This window comes from Enterobacter sp. HMSC16D10, from assembly GCF_001807145.1.
Taxonomy (GTDB): domain Bacteria; phylum Pseudomonadota; class Gammaproteobacteria; order Enterobacterales; family Enterobacteriaceae; genus Enterobacter; species Enterobacter roggenkampii.
In genome coordinates this window covers 54,334-78,345 of sequence record NZ_KV787822.1, presented here as the reverse complement: position 1 = coordinate 78,345, position 24,012 = coordinate 54,334, and the positions used below count along the sequence as shown (strand labels likewise).

Here is a 24,012-nt window from a genome sequence, read left to right as displayed (position 1 = left end):
TTTGTAGGCCGGGTAAGCGCAGCGCCACCCGGCGTGGTTATTCGCGATGAACTATCACCAGTACTACCCTGTCGACATCGTCAACGGCCCCGGCACCCGCTGCACCCTGTTTGTTTCAGGCTGCGTCCACGAATGCCCCGGCTGCTACAACAAAAGCACCTGGCGACTCAATTCCGGCATGCCGTTCACCGCGGAGATGGAAGATAAAATCATCAACGACCTGAACGACACGCGCATCAAACGCCAGGGGATCTCGCTCTCCGGCGGCGATCCCCTGCACCCGCAAAACGTGCCGGATATGTTGAAGCTGGTGAAGCGCATTCGCGCAGAGTGTCCGGGAAAAGATATCTGGGTCTGGACGGGCTACAAGCTGGATGAACTGAATGCGCAGCAAATGGAAGTCGTGGATCTGATTAACGTGCTGGTCGACGGCAAGTTCGTGCAGGATTTAAAAGACCCGGCGCTCATCTGGCGCGGCAGCAGCAACCAGGTTGTGCATCATTTGCGTTGATCAAAGGCGGATATTATCCATCCGCCCTTATCTCAAAAACGACTCAAACTCTCCATTGCCACCGCCTTAAACCCGGCGAAATCCCCGCAGCTACAGAGCCGTGACATTGCCCGCTCGCGCAGGAAAGTGACGAAGATATCGTAAATCGCCATCGCCTCTTCGTACTCGCTTTTGCTGATGGCGAGCAGGAAGATAACGTGCGCGGTTTCGTCGCCCCACTGCACGCCGTGCGGGGCGAGCACGGTGTAGACCACCGTTTTCTGCGCCAGCAGGCCGAGGGAGTGCGGCAGCGCGATGCCGTCGCCGAGCATGGTGCTGACGATAGCTTCACGTTCAACAACCGAATCCAGAAACTCCGCACCGACAAAGCCCTCTGCTTCAAGCTGTTCACACAGCTCGCGGAAGAGCGTCTGCTGATCGATCGGCTTGTCGATAATGCGGAAATGGGCCGCGTCGAAGTATTTATCCAGCATCCACGGGCGGGTGCGGTCCACCAGCACCAGTTTGCCAATCTGCTCTAACTGGTAGTCGGTCGGGAACGGGGCGATCATCACCACCGGTTTCGACTTTTCGCTGACGCGGGCGGTCGCGATCACAAAGTCTTCGCTAATGGTTTCTGCCAGCTCGTACTCGCGCAGGGTGAGCGTGCGCGTCACCTCAATCTGCGGGTATTTACGCTGCAGTACCGCCTCAATCATGCGCACCATGGCATTACCGGCGTCGCATACCAGCAGCACGCGCGGCTGGCGCTGGTAGCCGATGTTGTAGTGGCGCTCAAGCCCGACGCCAATATGCAGCACCAGGAAGCCAATCTCGTTTTCGCTGATCACATACGGCGTGTATTTGCCCCAGCTCGACACCGCGGCCAGCGTCATGTCCCACGCCATCGGGTAGTGCTGCTTGATGTTATCCAGCAGCGGATTGGGGATCATGATTTGATACCGCACGCGGGTGATCATGGTTTTGATGTGCGTGAGCAGGTCCGCGTGCAGCTGCGCGTCGCTGAGCAGGTTGTAGTTATAGTGAGTGTTGATATAGCGCAGGATGTAGTTGACCAGCGCCTCGTCGTCGTCAGCGTTAATGGCGCTGGGCGCGATCTCCTGAATCTGCCGCGCCGCAATGTGCACGCACAGCCAGCTCTCCTCCGACGGCGAAAGCGCCTTGCCCGCCAGCTGCTGGATGGTGACCGCGATATCCTTCGCCGCCTCGCGCACGTTCTCTTCCACGTCTTCGGCATGGAATTCCGGCAGCGGGTAACCTTCGCTGATGCGACGTACCGACACCGCGCAGTACAGGCGCAGGAACAGCTCGCCTTCATCGGTCAGGCGAATGTGGTGACGGGTCAAGGCGTCGTGCAGCACCGGCACCATCTGCTCCGCCACGCCCGCATTGAGCGCCACGTCGGTTACCAGCGGGTTCAGGCTGTCCTGCTGCGCCAGCTCCCAGAGCAGATCGGTCAGGCAGGCGCGGGTCGACATCTCGCTGCCAAACAGCTTCATGCCGTGGCGCGGACGGGTTTCCAGCGTCAGGTTGTAGCGATGAAACCACTCGCGCACCTCCGCCATATCGCTTTGCAGCGTGGCGCGGCTGACGAACCATTCGTCCGCCAGATCCTCCAGCTTAAGCGAAAACGCCGAGGTCAGAAAACGCACCACCAGATAATGCACGCGCTCCGGCCCGGTCCGCGGGATACGCAGCGCGCGCGGGTGGGATGCCTGAAGCTGCTGATAGCGCTCGGCATCCTCAATTTTGAGCTGGTAGCCGTTGCCCCGGCTCAGGATGAACTGCGCGCCGTGGCTGGCCAGCAGCGCGTTCAGGGCGGTGATGTCCGCACGGACGGTTCGCGTGGAGACCGACAGCCGCTGCGCCAGCTCGTCCTGCGGCAGCGTCTCGTTTTGCAACAGGTCGAAAAGTTGCGCCAAACGTTGGTTCGGAAATCGCACGTCGTTGTCCTCTTACGGCTTAAGGTGAAATGACCATCTGGGATGGGCTGCCGACCGGGGTATAGTCTGGCTCAAAGCTCAATTTCCCGTCCTGCGCCACGCGGAAGCGGGTAATGTTGTCGCTGCGCTGGTTCATGACGTACAGCCAGCGCCCCTGTTTATCGAGCGTCAGGGTGCGCGGGTAGTCACCGCGCGTCCACACATCGTCCCGATGCGTCAGCGTGCCCTCCGCCGTTACGGTAAAGTGCCCGATGCTGTTATGCAAACGGTTAGCCACATACAGCTGCTTACCGTCGGCGCTTAATGCGAGCCCGGCAGCAAAGCTGGTGCCTTTGTAACCTTCCGGCAGGGCAGAAACCGTTTTACCCTCTTTCAGGGTGCCGTTGGTATTCACGGTATACCGGGTGAGCGTAGACGCCTCTTCGTTAATCAGCCACAGGGCATCGCCCTTCGGCGTAAAGACAAAGTGGCGCGGCCCGGCGCCTTTCGAGGAGGCGCTGATAAACGGCGGATCGTTCGGCGTCAGCTTTCCTGTCCGATCGTCAAAGCGGTATTGGTAGATGCGATCCAGCCCAAGATCGGTGGAAAAAACGTATTTCCCGCTCGGATCGGCGGCGATCATGTGCGCATGGGGGCCGTTATGATCGCTGATCGCGAAACTGCCCTCGACGGCAGCTGCCGGCTTCGCCGCGCCCGGTTCGCCTTGATCCTGATGAGTGTCCGTGGCGTCACCCAGGCTGCCGTCTGCGTTAACGGGCAGCACCGCGACGGTTCCGCTGACATAGTTCGCCACCAGCAGATGCTGGCCGTTCGGCGTCAGGCAGAGATACACCGGCCCGGCACCGCCGGAGGCCACCTGACTGAGCTCGCTCAGCTCACCGTTATCGCCGACGCGCAGCGCCTGCACCACGCCCTGCTCCACTTCGCTTGCCAGATACAGCGTTTTGCCATCCTGTGAAAGGGTCAACTGCGCCGCATTCGGCAGTTTGCTTACCCGCGTTTTATCGTTCAGCGCGCCGGTTTGCGGGTTAACAGTAAAACGGTACAGCCCTTCACCGTTCGGATTATAGGTACCCACCCAGGCGTATTGCGTCTGGGCGACAGCGGCGGTGGCGAACATTGAGAGTGAAGCGACAAGCAAGGTACGGGTGTGCATGGTGGCTCCTGTATAGGTGTGAGTTCTACTTCACCAGCTTCTTCGTCATCGCCAGCAGGGTACGCACATCTTCCGGACGCGTATCACCGCTGGCTTTGTCGATAATCGAGCTGTAGATATGCGGGATGATTTTGCTCACGCCCGCGTCGAGGGCGATCTGCAGGATCTCCTCATAGTTTTCCAGATCGATACCTCCTGTCGGCTCCAGCCAGAAGTCGTGACGGGCGCAGGCTTCCGCCACCGCTTTGTACTCGTCACGGCACTTCAGGCCGCCCATCGGGAAGTATTTGATAGAGCTGCCGCCGAAATCTTTCAGCAGAGCAATCGCCGTTTCCACCGGCACAATGCCGTCCGGTGCCGCGCTGCTCAACGGGCCGGTGGAGATTTTCACCATCCCGACGGTACCGGTCGGAGAGACCAGACCGTTGACCACGGAGTCGTTCTGCCCCAGCAGCGCGCGGCTGGTGGCCACGCCGGTAAAGACCTGGTTAACGTGCTGCGGCTGCACCTGGCGGGAGATCTCGCTCACCATCGCCGACTGGTTCGGATCGCCCGCGCCCAGGCCAACGGAGAGCGCGTTATCAATCAGCTTCGCGTACTCACGCATCTCCGCGACCGCGCTCGCCACGTCCGGGTAATTTTTGGAGAGCACGCCCACCAGCACGTGGCCTTCCGCCGCCTCGTAGATGGCGCTGGCGTTGGCCTTTGAGCCAGCCAGCACGTTCAGGCAGACGCGGTCACGGTAAAAATTGGGGGTCAGTTTCATGCGTTTTTCTCCTGTCCTAATACTTCACTCATGCGGCGGTACACAATGTTCAGCTGGTCAGCATTCACGCTGCGCACGTCCGCTTCGATAATCCCTTCGTTGGCCTTGTAGCCACGGAAGTAAATGGCGTACTCGCCCTGCTTGAGCTTCGCCACCAGGTCCCCCGTGCCGAGGCCGGTGGTGGCTTCGTCAAACTTAATCTCGGTGCGGGCGATGTCGCGTCCGGCGCTGTCCCAGACCACGCGCGCGGTCACACCGTTCAGGGTGTTGAGCGCCTCGATAAACGGCGTCATTTTCGCCACCATCTCGGCACCGCTCTCTTTGGTGGCCGTCAGATAGTGTTCGATGGCGCAGGTCAGGCCAAGAATGCCCTCTTTACCCACCTTCATGGCGCGGCCAATCCCCGCCGTCTGGCGCTTCACCCACTCAACGTACTGGGTCTTGCCGATCACCAGCCCGCTGGTGGGGCCTTCGATCGCCTTTGCACCGCTGTAGATCACCAGGTCCGCGCCGGCGCGGTAGTACGCGTGCAGATCTTCTTCCGCCGCGGCATCGACGATGAGCGGCAAGTCGTGTTTACGTGCGACAACCGCCGCCTGCTCGACGCTGAGCATGCTTTTCTGCACGCAGTGGTGAGATTTGATGTACATGATCGCCGCCGTGCGCGGGGTAATCGCCGCCGCCAGCTGATCGGCGGAACATTCGTTGGCGTAGCCCGCTTCCACCAGCCTGCCGCCACCCAGCGCCACCATGGTGCCCACCGGCGCGCCAAAATTCACGTTGTGGCCTTTCGGCAGGACGATCTCGTTGTTCTCAATCGGGGTCACGTGCAGGTTTTCCAGCAGCCAGTCGCTGTCTTTCACCAGCACCGCGGCCACGGACTGGGCAATGCCCGCCGACGCGCAGGAGACCACCGTCGCCCCTTCCACTTCCAGCAGCTTCGCGATGTATTCCCCGGTTTTATTGACCAGATCCTTCATCTCGAAATAGTGATTCATGCCGTCCATCGCCGCCTGTACCACCTCCGGACGCGGCGTGGAGACGCCCAGCGCCGTCATGCGGCCAGAGGTGTTGATAACCTGCTTTAAGTTGTACTTCTCATAAATCGAAGGCATGTTCCGTGCTCCCTTGTTCGGTCATGTAGCCCTTGCCTGCGCGGATCGCAGCAAGCGGCACCAGAATGTGTTCAGCCTGCAGGCTGTCGTTTTCGGCATCCGTCAGCACCGTCGGCTGGCGTTTAATCGTGAACAGCGTCAGGTCGGCATCGAGACCCGGCTGAATGCGGCCTTTACGCGTCAGGCGCAGGCCATCGGCGGCGTTCGCCGTGACGCAGTCAATCACCTGCGGCAATGACATGCCGATGGCGAGGAATTTCGACATCACGCTTGCCAGCGAGCCGACCGGGCCGTTGATGCGGTTGCGGCAGTAGATGTCCGAGCTGATGGTGTGCGGCAGAATGCCCATCGCGATGGCGCGTTTCGCCACCTCAAAGCTGAAGCTCGCCGTGCCGTGGCCGACGTCCAGACGCACGCCGCGCTTCAGCGCAGACGTAATGGAGGCACGCAGCTCGCCGGAGGGCGTCAGAATGCGGTTAGGCTTGCCGTTGTAGCAGTGGGTGATGATGTCGCCAGAGCTCAGCAGCTCGGCAATTTCGTCGAGGTTCGGCGGGTTGTTGCCAATGTGCACCATCAGCGGCAGGTCGCCGTTCTCTTTCTGAATGGCTTTGGCGCGCGCCAGCGGCGTGATGCCGTTGTCACCGACCACGCTGCTGCTCATGCGCGCCTTCAGGCCGACGATAAAATCAGGGTGGCGTTTCACCGCCTCTTTCACCGCGTCGGCGTCAATATTGGCCATGTTGGCCAGCTCGTTCTGGGTAATCAGCCCCACGCGGGAGATGTTCAGCAGGGCAAAGACCTCGGTGGAGGCCTTGCGGGTAATCGCGTAGAAATCGTCCACGTCGTCGGCCCCGGTGCTGCCCGCGTCCACCACGGTGGTCACGCCGGTGGCAATGCCGACGCTGTCCGGCTCGTCGTGGTAAATCGGGGAGTTCGGGTAGCAGTGTACGTGGGAGTCAATCCAGCCTGCGCTGACGAACACGTCGCCGTTAAGCTCCACCGTCTTGCGGGCGGGAGCGTCTATGTCGCCCGTCGCGGCGATCTTCCCGTCCTGAATGGCGATATCGGTCAGGGTATCGTCGGCGAGGCGCGCACGGCGCAGGAGTAAATCAAACATGAGGATCTCCTGAAAAGTCGGGCGCCGGAGCGCCCGCGGGTATTAAAGGGCAACCGGGAACAGCCAGCCCAGAATCATTGCGCCGAGGATAGCGCCACCGGTAATGGGCTTCTGCCAGATGTAGAACAGCAGCGCGCCCAGCAGAGAACCCACGCCAATCGGAATGGAGGCGGTCATGGCGCTGAGGATAATCAACGGTCCGAGGAAACGACCGGAAGCGTTGCCCGCGCCCATCATCACGTCTGCGCCGTAGGTGGAGTTGCTCTGGTTGATGGTGAACTTACGCGCCAGGATGATGACGTAGCCAATCGCCAGGCCAATCACCAGGCCGGTGATCAGCGCGGCAATGAAGTTGGTCACCGGGAACATGATCCCCGCGCCCAGCAGCAGCGCCGGAACCCCGAGGCCCACGCCGGTCTGGATCGCCCCGCCGATGTCGAGAATACCGACCAGCGAGCCTTCGATAATACGGGCGAACAGGAAGCTCGCGCCGAACGCCGCCACCGCGCCGTAAACGCCGGTGTCAATTCCCGCTTTCAGCATCGCCACGAAGGCCACTTCGTTAAACGCGCCGATGCCGTAGAGGTAGTACATGTGCGTCCCGGCAAACACGCCGGAGGAGAGCAGGCCAACGAAGATCGGGAACGACCAGTCGGCATACCAAAAACCTTTATTCTGTTCCATGTCGAGGCTCCTGTTATTTACCGCTGAGCGAGTTGTGGATCATGTCGAGCCAGTTCGGCACGGTCAGATGGAAGGATTCGATCATCTTCATGTCGAAGCCGCGGAAGAAGCCGCTCAGCACGAAGAGCAGCACGATCGCCGCCATCATCACTTTGGTGACGTGGTTCCAGCCGCTCTCTTCCACGCCTTTACCGATCAGGATCCCCAGCACCAGGCCCGGTACGGCGTTGCCCATAATCAGCTGCGCCGCGCCGCCAAAGATGGTGGCCCAGAAGCCCGATTTTTTACCCGCGTCGATGGCCGCCAGCTAGAAGATCACCGGCATCACGGTGTTGACCAGCAGGTTCGCGGCAGGCACCAGCACCTTCACGGCGGTGACCTGAAGCGCAGCGGGCACGGAGGAGGCGGTCAGGTTAAGGAAGGTCACGACGATCATGCCGATCACGCCGCAGGCAATCGCCATTTTACGCGGATCGTGCAGCGTTTCGCCGACGTTACGGTTTTTGATCATCAGTGCGGCAGCACCCCAGTTCGGGATGATGCGGTGGTCAACGTCCTGTGTGAAAGCCCCTGCGGCCACGGAAGAGGCCCAGGCGTTAAAGAAGAAGCCTAACCCAAAGGAGAAGTGGGACGCCGGATCCCCTTCGCAGGAGTTCAGTTCCCCCAACGTACGAAACGCGCCCATACCCTGAGTGGTAGGCGCATGAAACATGCGTGCAGCCCCGGCCCCGACACCGACGCCTACCAGGCCGCCGATGATGAGCGATTTTATTAATATAATTAAGAACATCAGTCTGCCCTTTTATGAATAATCAGCGTTGCGTGACGAAATCCACCCGGTCGAGATTGATGGCTGTCACGTTGACGGTCACATCCAGCTCCACGCTGAAGGTGCGTCTTTCCCGGCGCAGAAAGAAGAACAGAAACGCTTCTTTTCGCACCGCTTCTTGCGCCTGAACGACCTGCACATCCTGTGGCTCAATACGCAGTAAGATATGCGGTGAGGCTTTCATCACCGCGGCCTGAACGTGGTTGAGCGCGTCGGCAAAGGCGCGCGCTTTGGCGTCGCCCTTCCCCTTCACTCTCACCGTGGTTGTGAACTGTTTTTTCATGCTTATGCGCCGTATTTTTTCTGCCACGCCTGTACCAGACGCTCGCCCAGCTCTTCTTTATCCATAAAGCCAAAGCCCAGCACGTTGCAGCCTTCGTTGATGGCGGTGACGCCTTCATCCACGGAACGCATACCGTATTTGGCTTTGTAGCCATATTTGGTCTGGGCGGTGATGGCACCCGCGCCGCCGCTGCCGCAGAAGGAGATGCCGAAAGTCGCGTTTTCCGCTTTCATTACGTCGCCGAGCTTCATGTCTGCCGCCATGCCCGGTACGACAACCGCGCGTCCACCTGCTTTTTCCACACCGGCCGCCACTTTCTGACCTTTACCCAGGCGATCGCCAATCACGACTGTAATCTGTTCCATGTGTTGCTCCTTAAAGGTTGTCTTTCGCGACTTCAAAGTGAACGGAGAGCAGCCAGGCCTCTTCATCTGGAAGGTTGCCAAACTGCGCCACCACTTCACGGGCAAGCCGCATTGAATCCGGTGAAATTTCGTCAAACAGCTCTGCTTCAACCTCCGGCAGCGGCTCGCCGGTCACGGACCGGTGCGCCATGGCGCGCACGTGGGAAGTAAGCATCTGCTCCTGTACCGCATTGGGGATGATGTTGTTCCGGGCCAGCAGGGCATAAACCTGCTGCAGCATGGTGTTCGCGAGCTGTTCTGTTTGCTCTGCCTGTTCCCCAACGTCGTTCATTACCGCTCCGTTAATCACTGGTCTTACCCCGTTAATGGCTCTGGATTAAAACTAACGGTGGGAGGGAAGGGTTTGTAGCGAGTTGTTTTCCACTTCGAAGTGGAAAGGCGAGCCGCAGCAGTGATCTGTGCCACATAAATACGGTGAATCTGGATTAATCACGGCATTTGCGTGATGAATATCACGTATTCCAGCGGCAAAACGCGCGCCGGGGAAGCGAAAACGTTCAGGCGTGGTGACGCAAAAATGTGATGGCGATAGGGTTTACTTATTACCGCGCAAAAAAACGGGGGCCATTGGCCCCCGCTGATTATTTGTCAGATGCGCGATCGGTTAACGGTATTTCTTGTGATACGTATTACGGGTCGTCACAAACTGCTCGGCCGCCGCCTGGGCTTCCTTCACTTTGCCTTCGTTAGCGAGCTTCAGCGCACCGTCGATCTGGCCGACCAGCACGTCAAAGCCGTGGCGGTAGTCTTTCATCTCTGCGCTGTCTGCCGCTTTGCTTTCCAGCTTTGGAGGCGTCGCTTTTTGTGCGTCCAGCGCCGCTTCACGCATTTTGGTCAGCGCGTCTTTCATTTCCGCCGCATTGTCGGTTTTCTGCACCACCTTCAGGTTTTGCCCGAGGATGCCCATGTCGTCTTCAAGATCGGCAGCAAACGCAGAAGAGCCAAGAACCAGCGTTGAAGCCGCGACGATCGCTAACAGATGTTTACGCATTGCTCACTTCCTTTTTTATTATTAACAAAACGCTATCTCTATTGTCCGGCGATTTTCATTTCCGGGAGTAATACAGAACCACACTGTATATTGCTGCGTGTTTCAATATCGTTACCGACCGTAACGATATTGCGCCACATGTCCTTCAGGTTGCCAGCGATGGTAATTTCGCTCACCGGATACTGGATTTCGCCGTTTTCAACCCAGAAGCCCGCCGCGCCGCGAGAGTAATCGCCGGTGATGCCGCTGACGCCCTGACCCATCAGCTCGGTCACCACCAGACCGGTGCCCATCTCTTTCAGCATCTGCTCAAAGTTGAGGCCCTGCCCGGCAATGCGCCAGTTGTGAATGCCGCCCGCGTGCCCGGTGCTTTTCAGCCCCAGCTTGCGCGCGGAGTAGTTGGTCAGAAGCCACTGGGTCAGAATGCCGTCTTTCACGATGTCACGACGCTCCGTGCGCACGCCTTCGCTGTCGAACGGCGTGGAGGCCAGGCCTTTCAGCAGGTGCGGATGCTCTTCGATGGTGAGCCATTCCGGCAGGATCTGCTTGCCCAGCGAGTCGAGCAGGAAGGTCGATTTACGGTAAACGGAGCCGCCCGCGATAGCGCCCACCAGATGGCCAAACAGGCCGGTCGCCACTTCGTTGGCAAAAATCACCGGCGCTTTCATGGTGGAGAGCTTGCGCGGCGACAGGCGAGACAGCGTGCGTTCGGCGCACTCTTTACCCACCCACTCCGGAGACTGCAAATCCCCCAGCGCGCGGCCAATGGTATAGGCGTAGTCGCGCTCCATGTCACCGTTCTCTTCGGCGATGACGCAGCTGGAGAGCGAGTGGCGGGTAGAACAGTAGCCCTGCAGCATGCCGTGGCTGTTGCCGAAGACTTTGATGCCGTAGTGGCTGTTAAAGCTGCCGCCTTCGGTATTGGTGATGCGCTTGTCGGCCTTCAGGGACGCCTGCTCGGCGCGGGCAGCCAGCTCAATCGCTTCGTCCGGCGTCACTTCCGCCGGATGGAACAGGTCGAGATCCGGCGCGTCAAACGCCAGCAGATCTTTATCCGCCACGCCGGCGTAAGGATCCGGTGAGGTATAACGGGCGATATCCAGCGCGGCCTGCACCGTACGGGCGATGGCATCCGGACTGAGATCGGTGGATGACGCACTGCCTTTGCGATTCTGGTGATATACCGTGATACCCAGCGCGCCGTCGCTGTTGAATTCAACATTCTCCACTTCGCCATAGCGGGTGCTCACGCTAATGCCGGTGGTTTTGCTGACCGCCACTTCGGCGCCATCTGATTTTTCTGAAGCAAGCATCAGCGCGGTGGAGACGGCTTCTTCCAGAATCTTACGCTGCGCTTCAACTTGTGAGGTTACTTTCATCGCAAATGCCATACTGTAAGAGAGAGTTAACTGAAGTCTAACAGAGAACCGTTTTTCAGTGCGCGTCTTAACTGGTAACATTAGCCTCTTTTTTTAAGGAGCCTGACATGACTAAGCAGCCCGAAGACTGGCTCGACGACGTTCCCGGTGATGACATCGAAGACGAAGATGATGAGATCATCTGGGTCAGTAAAAGTGAAATTAAACGTGACGCCGAAGAGTTAAAACAGCTTGGCGCGGAAATGGTAGAACTGGGTAAAAACGCGCTGGATAAGATCCCGCTCGACCAGGATCTGCGCGATGCCATTGAACTGGCACAGAAAATCAAAAAAGAAGGCCGTCGTCGCCAGCTTCAGCTTATCGGGAAAATGCTGCGTCAGCGCGATGTTGATCCGATCCGCCAGGCGCTGGACAAGCTGAAAAACCGCCACAACCAGCAGGTTGCGCTGTTCCACAAGCTGGAGCAGATCCGCGATCGTCTGATTGAACAGGGTGATGACGCCGTACCGGAAGTGCTGAATCTGTGGCCGGATGCCGACCGCCAGCAGCTGCGTTCCTTGATCCGCAACGCGAAGAAAGAGAAAGAAGGGAATAAGCCGCCGAAGTCTGCGCGCCTGATTTTCCAGTATCTGCGCGAGCTGTCTGAGAACGAAGAGTAATCCGTTCCCCTCACCCCGAAGGGGCGAGGGGGAAAAGAACGTAGGCCCGGTAAGCGCTAGCGCCACCGGGCTTTTTTTTACGCCTCGGCGGCCGCTTCCGCTTTCTTCGCCAGCCCGTCCAGCAGCTTCTGATGGATCCCACCAAAACCGCCGTTGCTCATCACCAGAATATGGTCGCCGGGCTGAGCGGCTTTCACCACCATATCCGCGAGCGCATCCACATCTGCACTCCAGTGCGCAGGCTGGATGCAGGCATCGGCCACTTCCGCCACCTGCCACGGTATATGCTGCGGCTGCAGCAGGAAGACTTCGTCGGCGCGTCCTAAGGACGGCGCGAGATCGTCTTTGCAGATGCCCATCTTCATGGTGTTCGAGCGCGGTTCCAGCACCGCCAGAATGCGCGCGGTACCGCCGACTTTGCCACGCAGGGCGGCAAGCGTGGCCAGAATGGCCGTTGGGTGGTGCGCGAAATCGTCATACACGGTGACGCCGTGGGCTTCACCGCGCAGCTCCAGACGGCGGCGGGCATTGATAAACGAGCCCAGCGCATTCGCTGCATCCGCAGGCTGAACGCCCACGTGACGCGCTGCCGCAATCGCCATCAGGCCGTTGTGCATGTTGTGTTCGCCCACCAGGCCCCACTTCACTTCGCCCACTTTTTCGCCGTCGAGCAGCACTTCCCACTCCGAGGCATCGGCGTTGAGTTTCTTCGCCTGCCAGTGGCCCTGCTCGCCCACCAGCTCCTGCTCGCTCCAGCAGCCCATTGCCAGGGTCTGCTTCAGGTTGATGTCGTTTTCCGGCAGGATGATGCGGCCCTGGCCCGGCACGATGCGCACCAGGTGGTGGAACTGTTTCTGTATGGCTTTCAGGTCGTCAAAAATATCCGCGTGGTCAAACTCAAGGTTGTTGAGGATCAGCGTGCGCGGGCAGTAGTGCACAAACTTGGAGCGCTTGTCGAAGAACGCGCAGTCATACTCGTCGGCTTCGATCACAAAGAACGGGCTGTCTCCCAGACGCGCAGAGACGTCGAAATTACCCGGTACGCCGCCGATGACGAAGCCCGGCTTATAGCCGCAGGCTTCGAGGATCCAGGTCGCCATGCCCGCGGTGGTCGTTTTGCCGTGGGTACCGGCAACGGCAACCACCCAGCGGTCGCGCAGGACGAAGTCATGCAGCCACTGCGGGCCGGACATGAACGGAATATTGCGTTCCAGTACCGCCTCAACGCACGGATTGCCGCGGGTCATGGCGTTGCCAATAATCACCAGGTCCGGCTCGGGATCCAGCTGGCTGGCATCGTAGCCCTGAATCAAAGAGATGCCCTGTTTCTCCAGAAGTGTGCTCATTGGCGGATACACATTGGCGTCCGAACCTGTCACCTCATGGCCCAGCGAGCGCGCCAGCATTGCCAGTCCGCCCATGAAAGTGCCACAAATCCCCAATATATGAATGCGCATACGTCACTATCCTTCTTTAATGTGGCGCACATTTTACTCACATTTTAGCGGCTGTGAAACGCATTTCAGGTAAATCCGTATGTTGCTGGCGCGATTCACCTCTGCGCTACTATTTGAATATTTGTTAAGATTGTTGGGCTTTAGTCGTTTTAGTGAACATACAATCGCTCTACTCACAAAGATGCAGGGAAAGTGTTATGAAAACGTTAGGTGAATTTATTGTCGAAAAGCAGCACGAGTTCTCTCATGCTACCGGTGAACTCACTGCTTTGCTGTCGGCAATAAAGCTGGGCGCTAAGATCATCCACCGTGATATCAACAAGGCCGGTCTGGTCGATATCCTGGGTGCCAGCGGTGCCGAGAACGTTCAGGGCGAGGTTCAACAGAAACTCGATCTGTTCGCAAATGAAAAACTGAAAGCTGCACTGCGCGCGCGCGACATCGTTGCGGGTATCGCCTCCGAAGAAGAAGATGAAATTGTTGTTTTCGAAGGGTGTGAACACGCGAAATACGTTGTTCTGATGGATCCGCTCGACGGCTCCTCCAACATCGACGTTAACGTTTCTGTCGGTACCATTTTCTCCATCTACCGCCGCGTCACGCCTGTTGGCACGCCGGTGACCGAAGAAGATTTCCTGCAGCCGGGCATTAATCAGGTTGCTGCCGGTTACGTCGTCTATGGCTCCTCCACCATGCTGGTCTACACCACCGGTTGCGGCGTACATGCCTTTACGTACGATCCTTCCCTGGGCGTTTTCTGTCTGAGCCAGGAACGCATGCGCTTCCCGGAGAAGGGCAATACCTACTCCATTAACGAAGGTAACTACATCCGCTTCCCGAACGGCGTGAAGAAGTACATCAAATTCTGCCAGGAAGAAGATAAAGCGACGCAGCGCCCGTACACGTCCCGCTATATTGGCTCTCTGGTCGCGGATTTCCACCGTAACCTGCTGAAAGGCGGCATTTACCTCTACCCAAGCACCGCCAGCCACCCGGACGGGAAACTGCGTCTGCTGTACGAATGCAACCCGATGGCGTTCCTGGCCGAACAGGCGGGCGGTAAGGCGAGCGACGGTAAAGAGCGTATTCTGGAGATCGTGCCGGAAAGCCTTCACCAGCGCCGTTCGTTCTTCGTCGGCAACAACCACATGGTTGAAGACGTTGAACGCTTTATCCGCGAGTACCCGGACGCGTAATCCCTCTCTTCAGGGGAGCCGATCCGGCTCCCCTGTTCATTTATATATTTTACCGTATAAGTGTTTATAAAAAACACGCTTTAATATTCGCCATTGCTCCTGCATTATTTCCATAACAGTTTGACAGATATTTCGTGGAGCAGAAACGCAATGAAAAATTATTCCCGTGCTAATACCGGCATTGATTTAAATCTTATCCCTGTATTTATTGAAATCGTCCGCTGCGGCAGCATGGCAAAGGCCTCTTTGCGTCTGGAGATGTCACGCCCTGCGGTGAGTCTGGCATTAAAGCGTTTTAATCAACTCTTTGATGAGCCGTTATTTCTCCGCAAAGGCTTATATCTTGAACCGACGGAAAAAGCATTAGCCTTAACCAGCTCGCTGGAAATATTAATGGGCGAAATTCACGATAATATCGGGGCGCTTAATTCCGGAAGGAATAAAACCCCGGCACAGAACGTACCGGGGCTGGGTAATATTATGCCGCGTTCTGAGTCGTCACTTTGAATGATGACATAGCTTCCATCAGCTGACGCGACTGCTCCTCAAGGGAGCGGGTCGCGGCGGAGGATTGCTGCACCAGCGCCGCATTCTGCTGCGCGGTTTCATCCATCTGGTTTACCGCAATATTCACCTGCTCAATGCCGCGACTCTGCTCCTGAGACGCGGTCGCAATCTCACGCATCAGTTTGGTCATGCGCAGCACTTCTGTTGCGATCTCATCCATCGTTTCGCCCGCCTGCTGGGCCAGCTCGCTGCCTTCGTTAACGTGGGTTTGCGAATCACTGATAAGAGAACGAATTTCCTTCGCCGCGTCGGCGCTGCGGCTGGCCAGGTTTCGTACCTCGCCCGCGACGACGGCAAACCCGCGCCCCTGCTCGCCCGCGCGCGCCGCCTCTACGGAGGCGTTAAGCGCCAGGATATTGGTCTGGAAGGCAATGCCGTCGATCACGCTCAGGATGTCGGCGATGCGCGCCGAGCTGCCGGAGATATCGCGCATTTTTTCAATCACGTAGCAGACCATTTCGCTGCCGTGATCGGCCGTGTCGGACACTGACTTCGCCAGCTGGTGCGCCTGCTCGGCGTTATCGGCGTTGAGCTTCACCGTGGCGGTGATCTGTTCCATGCTGGCCGCCGTCTGCTCCAGCGACGTGGCGGTGGATTCCGTTCGCTCGGCGAGATCCCGGTTCCCCAGCGTCAGCTCGCGGCTGCCGGTGTCAATCTGCGCGCTGGCATCGCGTACCCGCAGAACCGAGTTCATCAGCGACTGACGCATCTCCTCAATGACCGCGTTAAGGCGGTTAAACTCCTGGCCCGCGGGCGCGGCCAGCGTATGGGTTAAATCGCCCGCCGCCACGTTCTCCAGCTGAGCAATCGACGCCGAGAGCGGCTTGAGCAGCATATGGCGCAGCGCCAGCCAGGCCAGCACGATAATGCCCGCCGTCAGCAGCGCCGCCACGATAATCAGGATCAGGACGCGGGTTTTGCTCGCCTGCACGGCACTCACTTCCGCCTGACCTCGCGCTTCGCTCCATTTCTGAAACGCCTGCATGTCGTTATCAAACGCTGACGCCAGCGGGATCAGCGTCTTCTCCAGCAGGTCGTAATACCCGTCCGCGCTCTGGTCATTGAGGGTTTTCAGCATCGGGTTGATCCCCTGCTGGTTATACGCCGCCAGGCTGGCTGCCACTTTATCGAGCAGCTGCTGCCCCTGCTCGTCAGCCACGCCGCCGTCGATCACGCCCTTCAGCGTTTTCTGGGCCAGGGCAACTTCCTGATTGATGTTTTTTACCGCGCTGGCCGCATCGTCCAGCATGCCGATTTCCATCATGCGAACGGCCTGACCCGCTTCATTGCGCGCGCGGAGGATCAGCGTATAGCCTGAATTAAGCTGCACCATCTGCTCACCCTGAAGATGATTAATGCGCTGCAGCGAAGAAGAACTCTGTGTGAGGGCATAAATGCCAATGCCGCTGACAATCAGCAGCAGAAGGGTCATAACGGCCAGTAAAGAGAGCAAGCCGGTACGAATCGATAGCGTTTTCAGCATGATATTATTTCCGGTAGCGAGATATTTCTGGGCATAAAAAAAGAGTATCGGCCGCTACCGGAAAATGTTTAGACTTTCAGCATGTTATCGCTCTGTTACCGATGTGTTCACGCGGCTAACAGGCGAGCTTTGACGGTTCTCCCAGAGCACCGTCAGGCCGCGCTGCAGGGCAATAAAAATAAACAGCAGAATGCCGATGGCGATCTTCGTCCACCAGGAGCTGAGCGTGCCGTCAAAGTTGATATAGGTCTGGATCAGCCCCTGAATCGCCACGCCGAACAGCGTCCCTAGCACCGTACCCACGCCGCCGCTGAGCAGCGTACCGCCGATGACCACAGAAGCAATCGCATCCAGCTCCACGCCAACGCCTGCAAGGGCATAGCCCGCCTGGGTATACACCGAGAAGACGATCCCCGCCAGCGTCGCCAGGCCGGTCGAGAGCATATAAATGCGGATGGTGGTGCTGCGGGTCGAGATCCCCATCAGGTTGGCCGACGTGGCGTTGCCGCCAATAGCGTAAACCTGATTGCCAAACCGGGTGCGGTGGGCGAGGAAGATGCCAATCACTACCACGCCCAGCATCAGCAGCCCCATCGCGCTCAGGCGGCCGCCGCCGGGGATTTTCCACGCCAGGCTGGAGAGCGTGTCGTACACCGGATGGTTAATGGGAATCGACTCTTCCGACACCAGGTAGCTCACCCCGCGCAGGAAGAACATCCCCGCGAGGGTAATGATAAATGCCGGAATTTTTAACGCGTCGATCAGTAGCCCCATAAAGGCGCCAAACGCGCAGCCCATCACCAGCACCAGCGGGAACGCCAGCAGCGGTGAGATGCCCCAGAAGCCGATCGCTTTCGCGAGGAACACGCCCGTAAACGCGATCACCGAGCCGACGGAGAGGTCGATCCCGCCGGAGAGGATCACAAAGGTCATCCCGACGGCGATGATGCCTAAAAAGGCGTTATCGGTCAGGATATTGCAGATCACGCGCGTCGAGGCAAACCCCGGGAACTGGGTCAGGCAGTAGAGATAGCCCAGCACAAACACGCCCAGCGTGATCATTAGCGGCAAATTACGTTTTATCATGGCCACGGATCCCCTTAATGATGCTGACAAAGCGCGGCGACTGGACGATCAGCACGCAGAGCACGACCACCGCTTTCACCACCTGGTTGAGTTCCGGCTGGAATCCCGAAAGCAGGATCCCGGTGTTCATGCCCTGAATGATCAGCGCGCCGATCGCCGAGAGCAGCAGGTTAAAGCGGCCGCCCATCAGCGACCCGCCGCCGATCACCACCGCCAGGATCGCATCCAGCTCCAGCCAGAGCCCGGCGTTGTTGGCATCGGCTCCGCGAATATCCGCCGCGACGATCACGCCGGCGATGGCGGCGCAAATACCGCTCAGCACGTAGGTCAGCATCACCATCAGCCGCGTGTTGACCCCGGCGTTGCGCGCGGCGCGAATGTTGATCCCGACGGCCTCAATGAACATGCCCAGCGCCGTTTTGCGGGTGAAAAGCCAGAACACCACGAGCGTCACCAGGGCAATCATCACCGGCGTCGGGAAGAACAGAAGGTTGCCGCTGCCGAGCCACGCCAGGCTCGGGGAGTTAAAGGTGACAATCTGGCCGGAGGTAATCAGCTGCGCGACGCCGCGCCCGGCCACCATTAAAATGAGCGTGGCGACAAAGGGCTGGATTTTCAGCACCGCCACCAGAATGCCGTTCCATAATCCGGCCAGCACGCCAGTGCCTAAGGCTGCAAGCAAGACCACCGGCAGGCTATGCCCGGCCACGGTCATGGAGGCTGCCGTGGCCCCGGCGATAGCCATCACCGCGCCGACGGAGAGATCAATCCCGCCGGTGGCGATGACCAGCGTCATCCCGATGGCCAGCAGCGCCACGGGCGCGGCGCGGTTTAAAATGTCTATCGGGCTGCCAAACAGGCGGCCATCCTGCACGATAATCTGGAAGAAATGCGGCGCGACCAGGCTATCCACCAGTAAAACCACCAGCAGCGCCGCGATTTGCGGCGTGCCGGTCGGCCAGCTGAAGCGGCGCTTTGACTCACCGGTTTGCGAAAGCGAACGGGACATCACGATTCACTCCTTATGCCGCGATGGCATTCATGATCGCCGGAACGGACAGCTTATCCAGCGGGATCTCTGCCACCTGTTTACGATCGCGCATGATGATGACGCGATCGGCATAGCCCACCAGCTCTTCCAGCTCGGACGAAATGACCAGCAGGGCCAGACCGTCTGCGCACAGGGTTTCGATAAGCCGGATAATTTCGGCGTGCGCCCCTACGTCAATGCCGCGGGTCGGTTCGTCGAGGATCAGGAACTGGGGTTTGGTCAGCAACCAGCGGGAGAGCAGCACTTTCTGCTGGTTACCACCGGAGAGGAACTCGATGGGCTGTTCCGCGCTCGGGGTGCGGATGCCGAGCTGGCGGATAAAGCGCTCAGCAATGGCGTTCTGCTCTTTGCGTGGGATCGGCCGCAGCCAGCCGCGCTGCGCCTGAAGCGCCAGAATGATATTTTCCCGCACCGAGGCGGCGGCAATAATGCCGTCCGTTTTCCTGTCTTCCGGGCAGAAACCCACACCCAGACAGGAGGCCTGATGCGGCGATCGCAGGGTTTGCGGTTTGCCCTTGATCAGCGCGCTGCCGCTGTCGGCGGGCTTGATCCCGAAGATCACCTCGGCTGTCTCGGTACGCCCCGAGCCCAGCAGGCCCGCCAGCCCGACAATTTCGCCCGGCCGCACCTCAAGGTTAAACGGCGAAATGACCCCTTTTTTGCCGTAATCGCTGAACGCGGCGACCGGCTTCTCGCTCAGCAGCGTGCGGCCCGCGCGCTGAAGGGCGTTGGTCTCCAGCTCGCGGCCCAGCATCATTTTGACCAGCTCGATCTGCGGCAGCTCGCGGGTTTCACGGCAGCCGACAAAGCTGCCGTTGCGCAGCACCGTAATGCGGTCGCTCACCTCATACACCTGATCGAGGAAGTGGGTAACGAAGATCAGGCTGACGCCCTGATCGCGCAGCTGGCGCATCAGCGTAAAGAGCATTTCCACCTCCTGGGTATCGAGGCTGGCGGTGGGTTCGTCGAGGATCAGCACCTTTGCCGAGAGATCGATCGCGCGGCAAATGGCGACGATCTGCTGCATCGCCACGGAAAAGCGGTTCAGCGGCTCGCGGACGTCGAGGGAGAAGCCGTAGGATTCCATCAGCTTTGTCGCCCGCGCCTCCATCTCTTTACGGCGCAGCAGCCCAAAGCGTCGTGGCTCACGGCCGATAAACAGGTTATCCGCCACCGACATATTCGGCAGCAGGTTCACTTCCTGGTATACCGTCCCGATCCCCAACTGCTGGGCATCGGCGGTGTTTTTTGGCGAAATGGCGTTACCTTCCAGCCAGATGGTGCCACGGTCGGCGTGATAAACGCCGGTCAGAGATTTAATCAGCGTCGATTTTCCCGCGCCGTTTTCCCCCAGCAGCGCCATGATCTCCCCGCGCCGCAGGCTGAAATCAACGTTATCCAGCGCCTTTACGCCGGGGAAGAATTTACTCAAGCCCTCTGTGCGGAGGATTTCCTGGTGTTGTTCAGTGGTCATGGTTTCCCCCTGCATCAAGCCGGATGGCGCTACGCTTATCCGGCCTACAAAAGAGCGTATCGTAGGCCGGGTAAGCGCAGCGTCACCCGGCATGTTCAGACAGGCTTAGTAGCCCATATTTTTCTTCTTCTCTAACTCTTCTTTCGCCGTGTCAGGCAGGTAGAGCGTGGATTTGGTGACCGTCACTTTCTCCGGCATCGTGCCGTCTTTCTTGAATTTCTCCAGCGCGTCGAATGCCGGGCCGGCCATGTTTGGCGTCAGCTCCACGCTGGCGTTGGCTTCGCCGTCGATCATCGCTTTGTAGATATCAGGCACGCCGTCGATAGAGCCGGTGAGGATATCCTTGCCCGGCTTCAGGCCCGCTTCTTTAATTGCCTGAATCGCGCCGATCGCCATGTCATCGTTGTGGGCGTAAACCATGCAGATGTTCTTGCCGTTGTTTTCAGCCTTAATGAAGCTCTCCATCACCTCTTTACCTTTACTGCGGGTAAAGTCGCCGGACTGAGAGCGGATAATCTTGATGTTTGGCGCTTTCGCGATGGCTTCAGCAAAGCCTTTTTTACGGTCGATGGCCACGCTCGCCCCGACGGTGCCCTGCAGTTCAACAACGTTACACGGCTTGCCGTCGACCTGTTTTATCAGCCAGTCGCCAATTAACTGCCCTTCCAGCACGTTGTTGGCCGTCACGGTGGTCATATAGAGAGATTTTTCTTTGACGTCGATGGAACGATCGAGCAGGAAGACCGGGATTTCAGCGTCTTTCGCTTCCTTCAGGACGGGTTCCCAGCCGGTCGCCACGACGGGTGCAATAAAGATGGCATCCACGCCCTGGGCGATAAAGGAGCGCACGGCTTTGATCTGATTCTCTTGTTTTTGCTGGCCATCGGCGATTTTCAGGGTAATGCCGCGTTTCTGAGCTTCGCTTTTCGCCACGTTGGTTTCTGCCGCTCGCCAGCCAGATTCAGAGCCGACCTGCGAAAAACCTACGGTTAAGGGAGCGGCCATCGCCATAGACGACATGGCTGCCGAAACTGCTGTGACAAGGAGTAAGCGCTTCCACATATGAACGTCCTCGTAGGGTGAGTTATTGTTGGTTAAAAGATGTTCTGCGGAATGACTATAGCCCATGAAATATGTAACGAATTGCGTTACATCACACTTCAGAAAAGTGAATAAAACGTTAATCACAAGTTTGTAATCGCTTTCATTTCTCCATGAAAAATGCGGCTGAGTTTATGGATTTTTCTGTCATGGAATCGGTCTGAAAAGTGGGAAGAACGTGGAGAGAAGGCGAAAACAGGCGGAGACATTCAGCGCGAGTTGGCTATAATACCTGCCACTTGTTTACCATCCATTTTAAAGGACACCGACATGAGCTTACTCAACGTCCCAGCGGGTAAAGAACTGCCAGAAGACATCTACGTAGTTATCGAAATCCCGGCTAACGCAGATCCGATCAAATACGAAGTGGACAAAGAGAGCGGCGCCCTGTTCGTAGACCGCTTCATGTCTACCGCGATGTTCTATCCGTGCAACTACGGTTACATCAACCACACCCTGTCTCTGGACGGTGACCCGGTTGACGTGCTGGTCCCAACGCCATACCCACTGCAGCCAGGCGCAGTGATTCGCTGCCGTCCCGTTGGCGTGCTGAAAATGACCGACGAATCCGGTGAAGATGCGAAGCTGGTTGCGGTACCGCACACCAAGCTGAGCAAAGAATACGATCACATCAAAGATGTGAACGACCTGCCAGAGCTGCTGAAAGCGCAGATCACTCACTTCTTCGAGCACTACAAAGACCTCGAAAAAGGCAAGTGGGTTAAAGTTGACGGCTGGGACAACGCAGAAGCAGCGAAAGCGGAAATCATCGCCTCTTTCGAACGCGCTGCTAAGAAGTAATTCTTACTGCTGTTAATGAAGGCCCCGCGAGTCGGGGCTTTTTTATTTCCCTGGTTTAAAGTAGTACAAACTGAATTTTTGAGAATAATCCCATTCCTTATGTTTTTGACATTAAAACCAAAAAAGACACCCTATCATTTATAGTGGGAGTGGTTGAATAGCCTGGCTGTTCACAACATACTGTCATGATGATCATTAATCCCCATTCATGACAGGATTCATATGTCATCCATTAACATTGATGTTGCCCGCCCAACTGGAATTTATTTTATCATTGAACGGTTGTATTCCCGCGATGGTTTTATGCCTTCTATTGGGGAAATCAGCCCCTCTTTGACACAGGTACACCGTACTGTCATTCAGCTAAAACGCAAGCAGGATATGTTTATGGATGGTGTTAAGGTTACCCCTAAAGATATTACCCTTTGGCAACAGATAAAATATATTACAGGTTACAAAAGTAACGACCAAGGATACAGATGCGTTAGTGTATACGACCGATTTTATCGGCTCCCTTGTTGCCACCACGCCTTTAGGTAATATTGAGTATGAAAATATTCCTCGCTTCCTCACGACAGAGTCTATCCACTCCCTTCCACAGGCGGTGAGTTATGGGCGTGATCCCATCCCACAAGTCCTTCTTTATGGTCGTAAGGATATAGTCTTCTTTATGGACAATGGTGGTAAGGGTACGCCAACCGCTATTGCAAAATATAACCACAATACTCGTGACCTTGCCATAATCAAAGATCAGCTAGAAGCCAGTAAAACGATGAAGGAGCTGCTATCTAAGGGAGCAAAATTATGAGTAAGAAAAGCCATGTCATGAGCCTATTCGTCCTTATTATTGCCTCCTTTGTCTTTGGCAGAAGTACTTATGTTGAATATCTGTCATGGTACTATGGAAGCGATCATTTAATATTCAGTCAAATAAATAGCGCATTACTATCTGGTTTACTTAACGGACTTTACTTCGCGCTATCATCAAGCATTATTTATGCGTTACTCACTCTATTAAAAACAATTCCAAGAAATATCTTGTTTTCTTGTCTTCTGCAATTCTTTATTAACATAGGGCTATATACACTTTTTGTTGCAGTAGATAGAGGTTATAGTAAATTGCATACTTTATGCTCGGGTGCTACTGATATCACCCACAGCTATTTTTTAGGGGCGTTGCTGATGAGCACACTCCTGACCGTCGCGATCGTGAGCGTTATACATGCTAAGTTTCTTTCTTCAAAGCATAAAGATGGGCTACATAAAGGCGTTTGACTGTTACGGTAAAGACAGTAAATGGCAGTATCTCTGCATCATGACATTCCAGCTTGCCTGGTTTTTGTTTTACTTATGGATCCCTTATCGAAGCGATTATGTGATTCTGCTGTTTTTACTGTGTTTCCTGCCCGTCATTTCAAGCAATACGCGGTGCATAAACTACTATGGCCGTTCACGCGCCTTGTGTTTTTTATGGCTTATTGCGCCGTACATCATGCTGTTCGTTCCTCTGTTTTTAACCCGACGCCGGGATACAGAAGAGAGTTGAAGGAATAAAAATGACAACGCCACCTTACGGTGGCGTTGTCGTTTTTCAGTACTGGTCTCTGTCTAACCAGTTACCGCTTACGATCCGCGTTAACCCGTCGACTGGACGCTGGTAGACATACATCCACGCGCTTCCGTACGGCGTCTGGATCAACTGGCGTGCGTATTCACCGCCCCTGGTGCGCAAGGCATCAAGTTCGGCAAGCGTCGCGTTATCAATACGATAAACTTCACCCTGTACTGTTCCTTCGCCCGGAACCGCGCCTGGATAGTGGCCCAGGCTGTACAACTGGTAGTTCTCGATATTGTAATTCCCCAGTAGCTGGGCATTGGTCATCCAGTGACTGTTGCCTTGCCTGGTTCGTAAACTGCCGTAGACAAATATTCGCATTG

Annotated in this window: 25 protein-coding genes and 1 pseudogene; 7 read left to right on the top strand and 19 right to left on the bottom strand. The window is 57.1% G+C overall.

Going from position 1 to position 24,012, the window contains the following annotated elements; translation table 11 throughout:
• Positions 1 to 46: 46 nt before the first annotated feature.
• Positions 47 to 511 (top strand): anaerobic ribonucleoside-triphosphate reductase-activating protein, encoded by a 465-nt coding sequence (gene nrdG / locus HMPREF3143_RS02320; protein ID WP_032655200.1) that lies wholly within the window; start codon positions 47 to 49, stop codon positions 509 to 511.
• A 32-nt stretch (positions 512 to 543) separates the two neighbouring features.
• Here nrdG and HMPREF3143_RS02315 read toward each other — a convergent pair whose 3' ends face one another.
• From HMPREF3143_RS02315 to pmbA, 12 genes and pseudogenes are all read right to left on the bottom strand, one after another.
• On the bottom strand, positions 544 to 2,454 hold the full coding sequence (locus tag HMPREF3143_RS02315; RefSeq protein ID WP_023293424.1) for a BglG family transcription antiterminator: 1,911 nt from the start codon (positions 2,452 to 2,454) through the stop codon (positions 544 to 546).
• A 19-nt stretch (positions 2,455 to 2,473) separates the two neighbouring features.
• A complete protein-coding gene (locus HMPREF3143_RS02310; protein ID WP_070531630.1) occupies positions 2,474 to 3,610 on the bottom strand; it encodes a lactonase family protein in 1,137 nt (378 codons plus the stop codon).
• 25 nt (positions 3,611 to 3,635) lie between these two features.
• Positions 3,636 to 4,376 (bottom strand): 2-dehydro-3-deoxy-phosphogluconate aldolase, encoded by a 741-nt coding sequence (locus HMPREF3143_RS02305; protein ID WP_070531626.1) that lies wholly within the window; start codon positions 4,374 to 4,376, stop codon positions 3,636 to 3,638.
• On the bottom strand, positions 4,373 to 5,491 hold the full coding sequence (locus HMPREF3143_RS02300; protein WP_070531623.1) for a DgaE family pyridoxal phosphate-dependent ammonia lyase: 1,119 nt from the start codon (positions 5,489 to 5,491) through the stop codon (positions 4,373 to 4,375). Before HMPREF3143_RS02300 ends, HMPREF3143_RS02305 begins: the two co-directional genes overlap by 4 nt.
• The gene (locus HMPREF3143_RS02295; protein ID WP_070531618.1) at positions 5,475 to 6,608 is read right to left on the bottom strand and encodes an amidohydrolase/deacetylase family metallohydrolase; all 1,134 of its coding nucleotides are present in this window, start codon (positions 6,606 to 6,608) and stop codon (positions 5,475 to 5,477) included. Before HMPREF3143_RS02295 ends, HMPREF3143_RS02300 begins: the two co-directional genes overlap by 17 nt.
• A gap of 42 nt (positions 6,609 to 6,650) precedes the next feature.
• Positions 6,651 to 7,292 (bottom strand): DUF4310 family protein, encoded by a 642-nt coding sequence (locus HMPREF3143_RS02290; protein WP_008501407.1) that lies wholly within the window; start codon positions 7,290 to 7,292, stop codon positions 6,651 to 6,653.
• Between the two features lie 13 nt (positions 7,293 to 7,305).
• Positions 7,306 to 8,082 (bottom strand): annotated as a pseudogene (locus tag HMPREF3143_RS02285) (DUF4311 domain-containing protein).
• Positions 8,083 to 8,104: 22 nt separating this feature from the next.
• Complete coding sequence (locus HMPREF3143_RS02280) at positions 8,105 to 8,404, bottom strand: DUF4312 family protein (protein ID WP_070531615.1); 300 nt, start codon at positions 8,402 to 8,404, stop codon at positions 8,105 to 8,107.
• A 2-nt stretch (positions 8,405 to 8,406) separates the two neighbouring features.
• On the bottom strand, positions 8,407 to 8,769 hold the full coding sequence (locus HMPREF3143_RS02275; protein WP_006810339.1) for an SFCGS family glycine-rich protein: 363 nt from the start codon (positions 8,767 to 8,769) through the stop codon (positions 8,407 to 8,409).
• Positions 8,770 to 8,779: 10 nt separating this feature from the next.
• Complete coding sequence (locus tag HMPREF3143_RS02270; RefSeq protein ID WP_025911967.1) at positions 8,780 to 9,118, bottom strand: glycine dehydrogenase; 339 nt, start codon at positions 9,116 to 9,118, stop codon at positions 8,780 to 8,782.
• 315 nt (positions 9,119 to 9,433) lie between these two features.
• A complete protein-coding gene (cybC, locus tag HMPREF3143_RS02265) occupies positions 9,434 to 9,820 on the bottom strand; it encodes a cytochrome b562 (protein WP_008501412.1) in 387 nt (128 codons plus the stop codon).
• Positions 9,821 to 9,858: 38 nt separating this feature from the next.
• Positions 9,859 to 11,211 carry a metalloprotease PmbA gene (gene pmbA / locus HMPREF3143_RS02260; RefSeq protein ID WP_045408164.1) on the bottom strand — a complete coding sequence of 451 codons (1,353 nt, stop codon included), beginning with the start codon at positions 11,209 to 11,211 and terminating at the stop codon, positions 9,859 to 9,861.
• A 95-nt stretch (positions 11,212 to 11,306) separates the two neighbouring features.
• Between pmbA and yjgA the strand changes: the two genes are divergently transcribed.
• Positions 11,307 to 11,858, top strand: a complete 552-nt coding sequence (gene yjgA, locus HMPREF3143_RS02255; RefSeq protein ID WP_008501414.1) for a ribosome biogenesis factor YjgA — start codon at positions 11,307 to 11,309, stop codon at positions 11,856 to 11,858.
• Between the two features lie 77 nt (positions 11,859 to 11,935).
• On the opposite strand, the gene mpl is transcribed toward yjgA, so the two are convergent.
• The gene (mpl, locus tag HMPREF3143_RS02250; RefSeq protein ID WP_025911962.1) at positions 11,936 to 13,315 is read right to left on the bottom strand and encodes a UDP-N-acetylmuramate:L-alanyl-gamma-D-glutamyl-meso-diaminopimelate ligase; all 1,380 of its coding nucleotides are present in this window, start codon (positions 13,313 to 13,315) and stop codon (positions 11,936 to 11,938) included.
• 197 nt (positions 13,316 to 13,512) lie between these two features.
• Here mpl and fbp point away from each other — a divergent pair, with 197 nt between their 5' ends.
• Together fbp and HMPREF3143_RS02240 are read left to right on the top strand one after the other, a co-directional pair.
• Entirely contained in the window at positions 13,513 to 14,511 is a 999-nt protein-coding gene (gene fbp / locus HMPREF3143_RS02245; protein WP_008501416.1) for a class 1 fructose-bisphosphatase, read from the top strand.
• Between the two features lie 150 nt (positions 14,512 to 14,661).
• Complete coding sequence (locus tag HMPREF3143_RS02240; RefSeq protein WP_008501417.1) at positions 14,662 to 15,018, top strand: helix-turn-helix domain-containing protein; 357 nt, start codon at positions 14,662 to 14,664, stop codon at positions 15,016 to 15,018.
• Here HMPREF3143_RS02240 and HMPREF3143_RS02235 read toward each other — a convergent pair.
• The 5 genes from HMPREF3143_RS02235 to ytfQ all read right to left on the bottom strand — a co-directional run bounded on the left by HMPREF3143_RS02235 (position 14,990) and on the right by ytfQ (position 21,234).
• Positions 14,990 to 16,561: a methyl-accepting chemotaxis protein gene (locus HMPREF3143_RS02235; protein WP_070531612.1), complete on the bottom strand. Its 1,572-nt coding sequence runs from the start codon at positions 16,559 to 16,561 to the stop codon at positions 14,990 to 14,992. The two genes, HMPREF3143_RS02240 and HMPREF3143_RS02235, sit on opposite strands and share 29 nt — an antisense overlap.
• An 84-nt stretch (positions 16,562 to 16,645) precedes the next feature.
• Positions 16,646 to 17,647, bottom strand: coding sequence for a galactofuranose ABC transporter, permease protein YjfF (yjfF, locus tag HMPREF3143_RS02230; RefSeq protein ID WP_070531608.1), 1,002 nt, complete (start codon positions 17,645 to 17,647; stop codon positions 16,646 to 16,648).
• Positions 17,634 to 18,659 (bottom strand): galactofuranose ABC transporter, ATP-binding protein YtfT, encoded by a 1,026-nt coding sequence (ytfT, locus tag HMPREF3143_RS02225; protein ID WP_021240695.1) that lies wholly within the window; start codon positions 18,657 to 18,659, stop codon positions 17,634 to 17,636. Before ytfT ends, yjfF begins: the two co-directional genes overlap by 14 nt.
• A 10-nt stretch (positions 18,660 to 18,669) precedes the next feature.
• Positions 18,670 to 20,172 (bottom strand): galactofuranose ABC transporter, ATP-binding protein YtfR, encoded by a 1,503-nt coding sequence (gene ytfR / locus HMPREF3143_RS02220; protein ID WP_070531605.1) that lies wholly within the window; start codon positions 20,170 to 20,172, stop codon positions 18,670 to 18,672.
• Between the two features lie 105 nt (positions 20,173 to 20,277).
• Positions 20,278 to 21,234 carry a galactofuranose ABC transporter substrate-binding protein YtfQ gene (ytfQ, locus tag HMPREF3143_RS02215; RefSeq protein ID WP_070531602.1) on the bottom strand — a complete coding sequence of 319 codons (957 nt, stop codon included), beginning with the start codon at positions 21,232 to 21,234 and terminating at the stop codon, positions 20,278 to 20,280.
• A 309-nt stretch (positions 21,235 to 21,543) separates the two neighbouring features.
• Here ytfQ and ppa point away from each other — a divergent pair, with 309 nt between their 5' ends.
• The 3 genes from ppa to HMPREF3143_RS02200 all read left to right on the top strand — a co-directional run bounded on the left by ppa (position 21,544) and on the right by HMPREF3143_RS02200 (position 23,349).
• Complete coding sequence (gene ppa / locus HMPREF3143_RS02210) at positions 21,544 to 22,074, top strand: inorganic diphosphatase (RefSeq protein ID WP_008501423.1); 531 nt, start codon at positions 21,544 to 21,546, stop codon at positions 22,072 to 22,074.
• Between the two features lie 487 nt (positions 22,075 to 22,561).
• Positions 22,562 to 22,882: a hypothetical protein gene (locus tag HMPREF3143_RS26170; RefSeq protein WP_252909245.1), complete on the top strand. Its 321-nt coding sequence runs from the start codon at positions 22,562 to 22,564 to the stop codon at positions 22,880 to 22,882.
• A complete protein-coding gene (locus HMPREF3143_RS02200) occupies positions 22,879 to 23,349 on the top strand; it encodes a hypothetical protein (RefSeq protein WP_070531599.1) in 471 nt (156 codons plus the stop codon). The genes HMPREF3143_RS26170 and HMPREF3143_RS02200 overlap by 4 nt, the downstream gene beginning before the upstream one ends.
• Before the next feature lie 316 nt (positions 23,350 to 23,665).
• Here HMPREF3143_RS02200 and HMPREF3143_RS02190 read toward each other — a convergent pair whose 3' ends face one another.
• Positions 23,666 to 24,010 (bottom strand): gamma-glutamylcyclotransferase family protein, encoded by a 345-nt coding sequence (locus tag HMPREF3143_RS02190; RefSeq protein ID WP_008501424.1) that lies wholly within the window; start codon positions 24,008 to 24,010, stop codon positions 23,666 to 23,668.
• Positions 24,011 to 24,012 lie beyond the last annotated feature (2 nt).

Coding starts and splice junctions, on each gene's coding strand:
- nrdG (WP_032655200.1), top strand. CDS start 47: ATGAACTATCACCAGTACTACCCTGTCGACATCGTCAACGGCCCCGGC.
- HMPREF3143_RS02310 (WP_070531630.1), bottom strand. CDS start 3,610: ATGCACACCCGTACCTTGCTTGTCGCTTCACTCTCAATGTTCGCCACC.
- HMPREF3143_RS02305 (WP_070531626.1), bottom strand. CDS start 4,376: ATGAAACTGACCCCCAATTTTTACCGTGACCGCGTCTGCCTGAACGTG.
- HMPREF3143_RS02300 (WP_070531623.1), bottom strand. CDS start 5,491: ATGCCTTCGATTTATGAGAAGTACAACTTAAAGCAGGTTATCAACACC.
- HMPREF3143_RS02295 (WP_070531618.1), bottom strand. CDS start 6,608: ATGTTTGATTTACTCCTGCGCCGTGCGCGCCTCGCCGACGATACCCTG.
- HMPREF3143_RS02290 (WP_008501407.1), bottom strand. CDS start 7,292: ATGGAACAGAATAAAGGTTTTTGGTATGCCGACTGGTCGTTCCCGATC.
- HMPREF3143_RS02280 (WP_070531615.1), bottom strand. CDS start 8,404: ATGAAAAAACAGTTCACAACCACGGTGAGAGTGAAGGGGAAGGGCGAC.
- HMPREF3143_RS02275 (WP_006810339.1), bottom strand. CDS start 8,769: ATGGAACAGATTACAGTCGTGATTGGCGATCGCCTGGGTAAAGGTCAG.
- cybC (WP_008501412.1), bottom strand. CDS start 9,820: ATGCGTAAACATCTGTTAGCGATCGTCGCGGCTTCAACGCTGGTTCTT.
- pmbA (WP_045408164.1), bottom strand. CDS start 11,211: ATGGCATTTGCGATGAAAGTAACCTCACAAGTTGAAGCGCAGCGTAAG.
- yjgA (WP_008501414.1), top strand. CDS start 11,307: ATGACTAAGCAGCCCGAAGACTGGCTCGACGACGTTCCCGGTGATGAC.
- mpl (WP_025911962.1), bottom strand. CDS start 13,315: ATGCGCATTCATATATTGGGGATTTGTGGCACTTTCATGGGCGGACTG.
- fbp (WP_008501416.1), top strand. CDS start 13,513: ATGAAAACGTTAGGTGAATTTATTGTCGAAAAGCAGCACGAGTTCTCT.
- HMPREF3143_RS02240 (WP_008501417.1), top strand. CDS start 14,662: ATGAAAAATTATTCCCGTGCTAATACCGGCATTGATTTAAATCTTATC.
- HMPREF3143_RS02235 (WP_070531612.1), bottom strand. CDS start 16,561: ATGCTGAAAACGCTATCGATTCGTACCGGCTTGCTCTCTTTACTGGCC.
- yjfF (WP_070531608.1), bottom strand. CDS start 17,647: ATGATAAAACGTAATTTGCCGCTAATGATCACGCTGGGCGTGTTTGTG.
- ytfR (WP_070531605.1), bottom strand. CDS start 20,172: ATGACCACTGAACAACACCAGGAAATCCTCCGCACAGAGGGCTTGAGT.
- ytfQ (WP_070531602.1), bottom strand. CDS start 21,234: ATGTGGAAGCGCTTACTCCTTGTCACAGCAGTTTCGGCAGCCATGTCG.
- ppa (WP_008501423.1), top strand. CDS start 21,544: ATGAGCTTACTCAACGTCCCAGCGGGTAAAGAACTGCCAGAAGACATC.
- HMPREF3143_RS02200 (WP_070531599.1), top strand. CDS start 22,879: ATGAGTAAGAAAAGCCATGTCATGAGCCTATTCGTCCTTATTATTGCC.
- HMPREF3143_RS02190 (WP_008501424.1), bottom strand. CDS start 24,010: ATGCGAATATTTGTCTACGGCAGTTTACGAACCAGGCAAGGCAACAGT.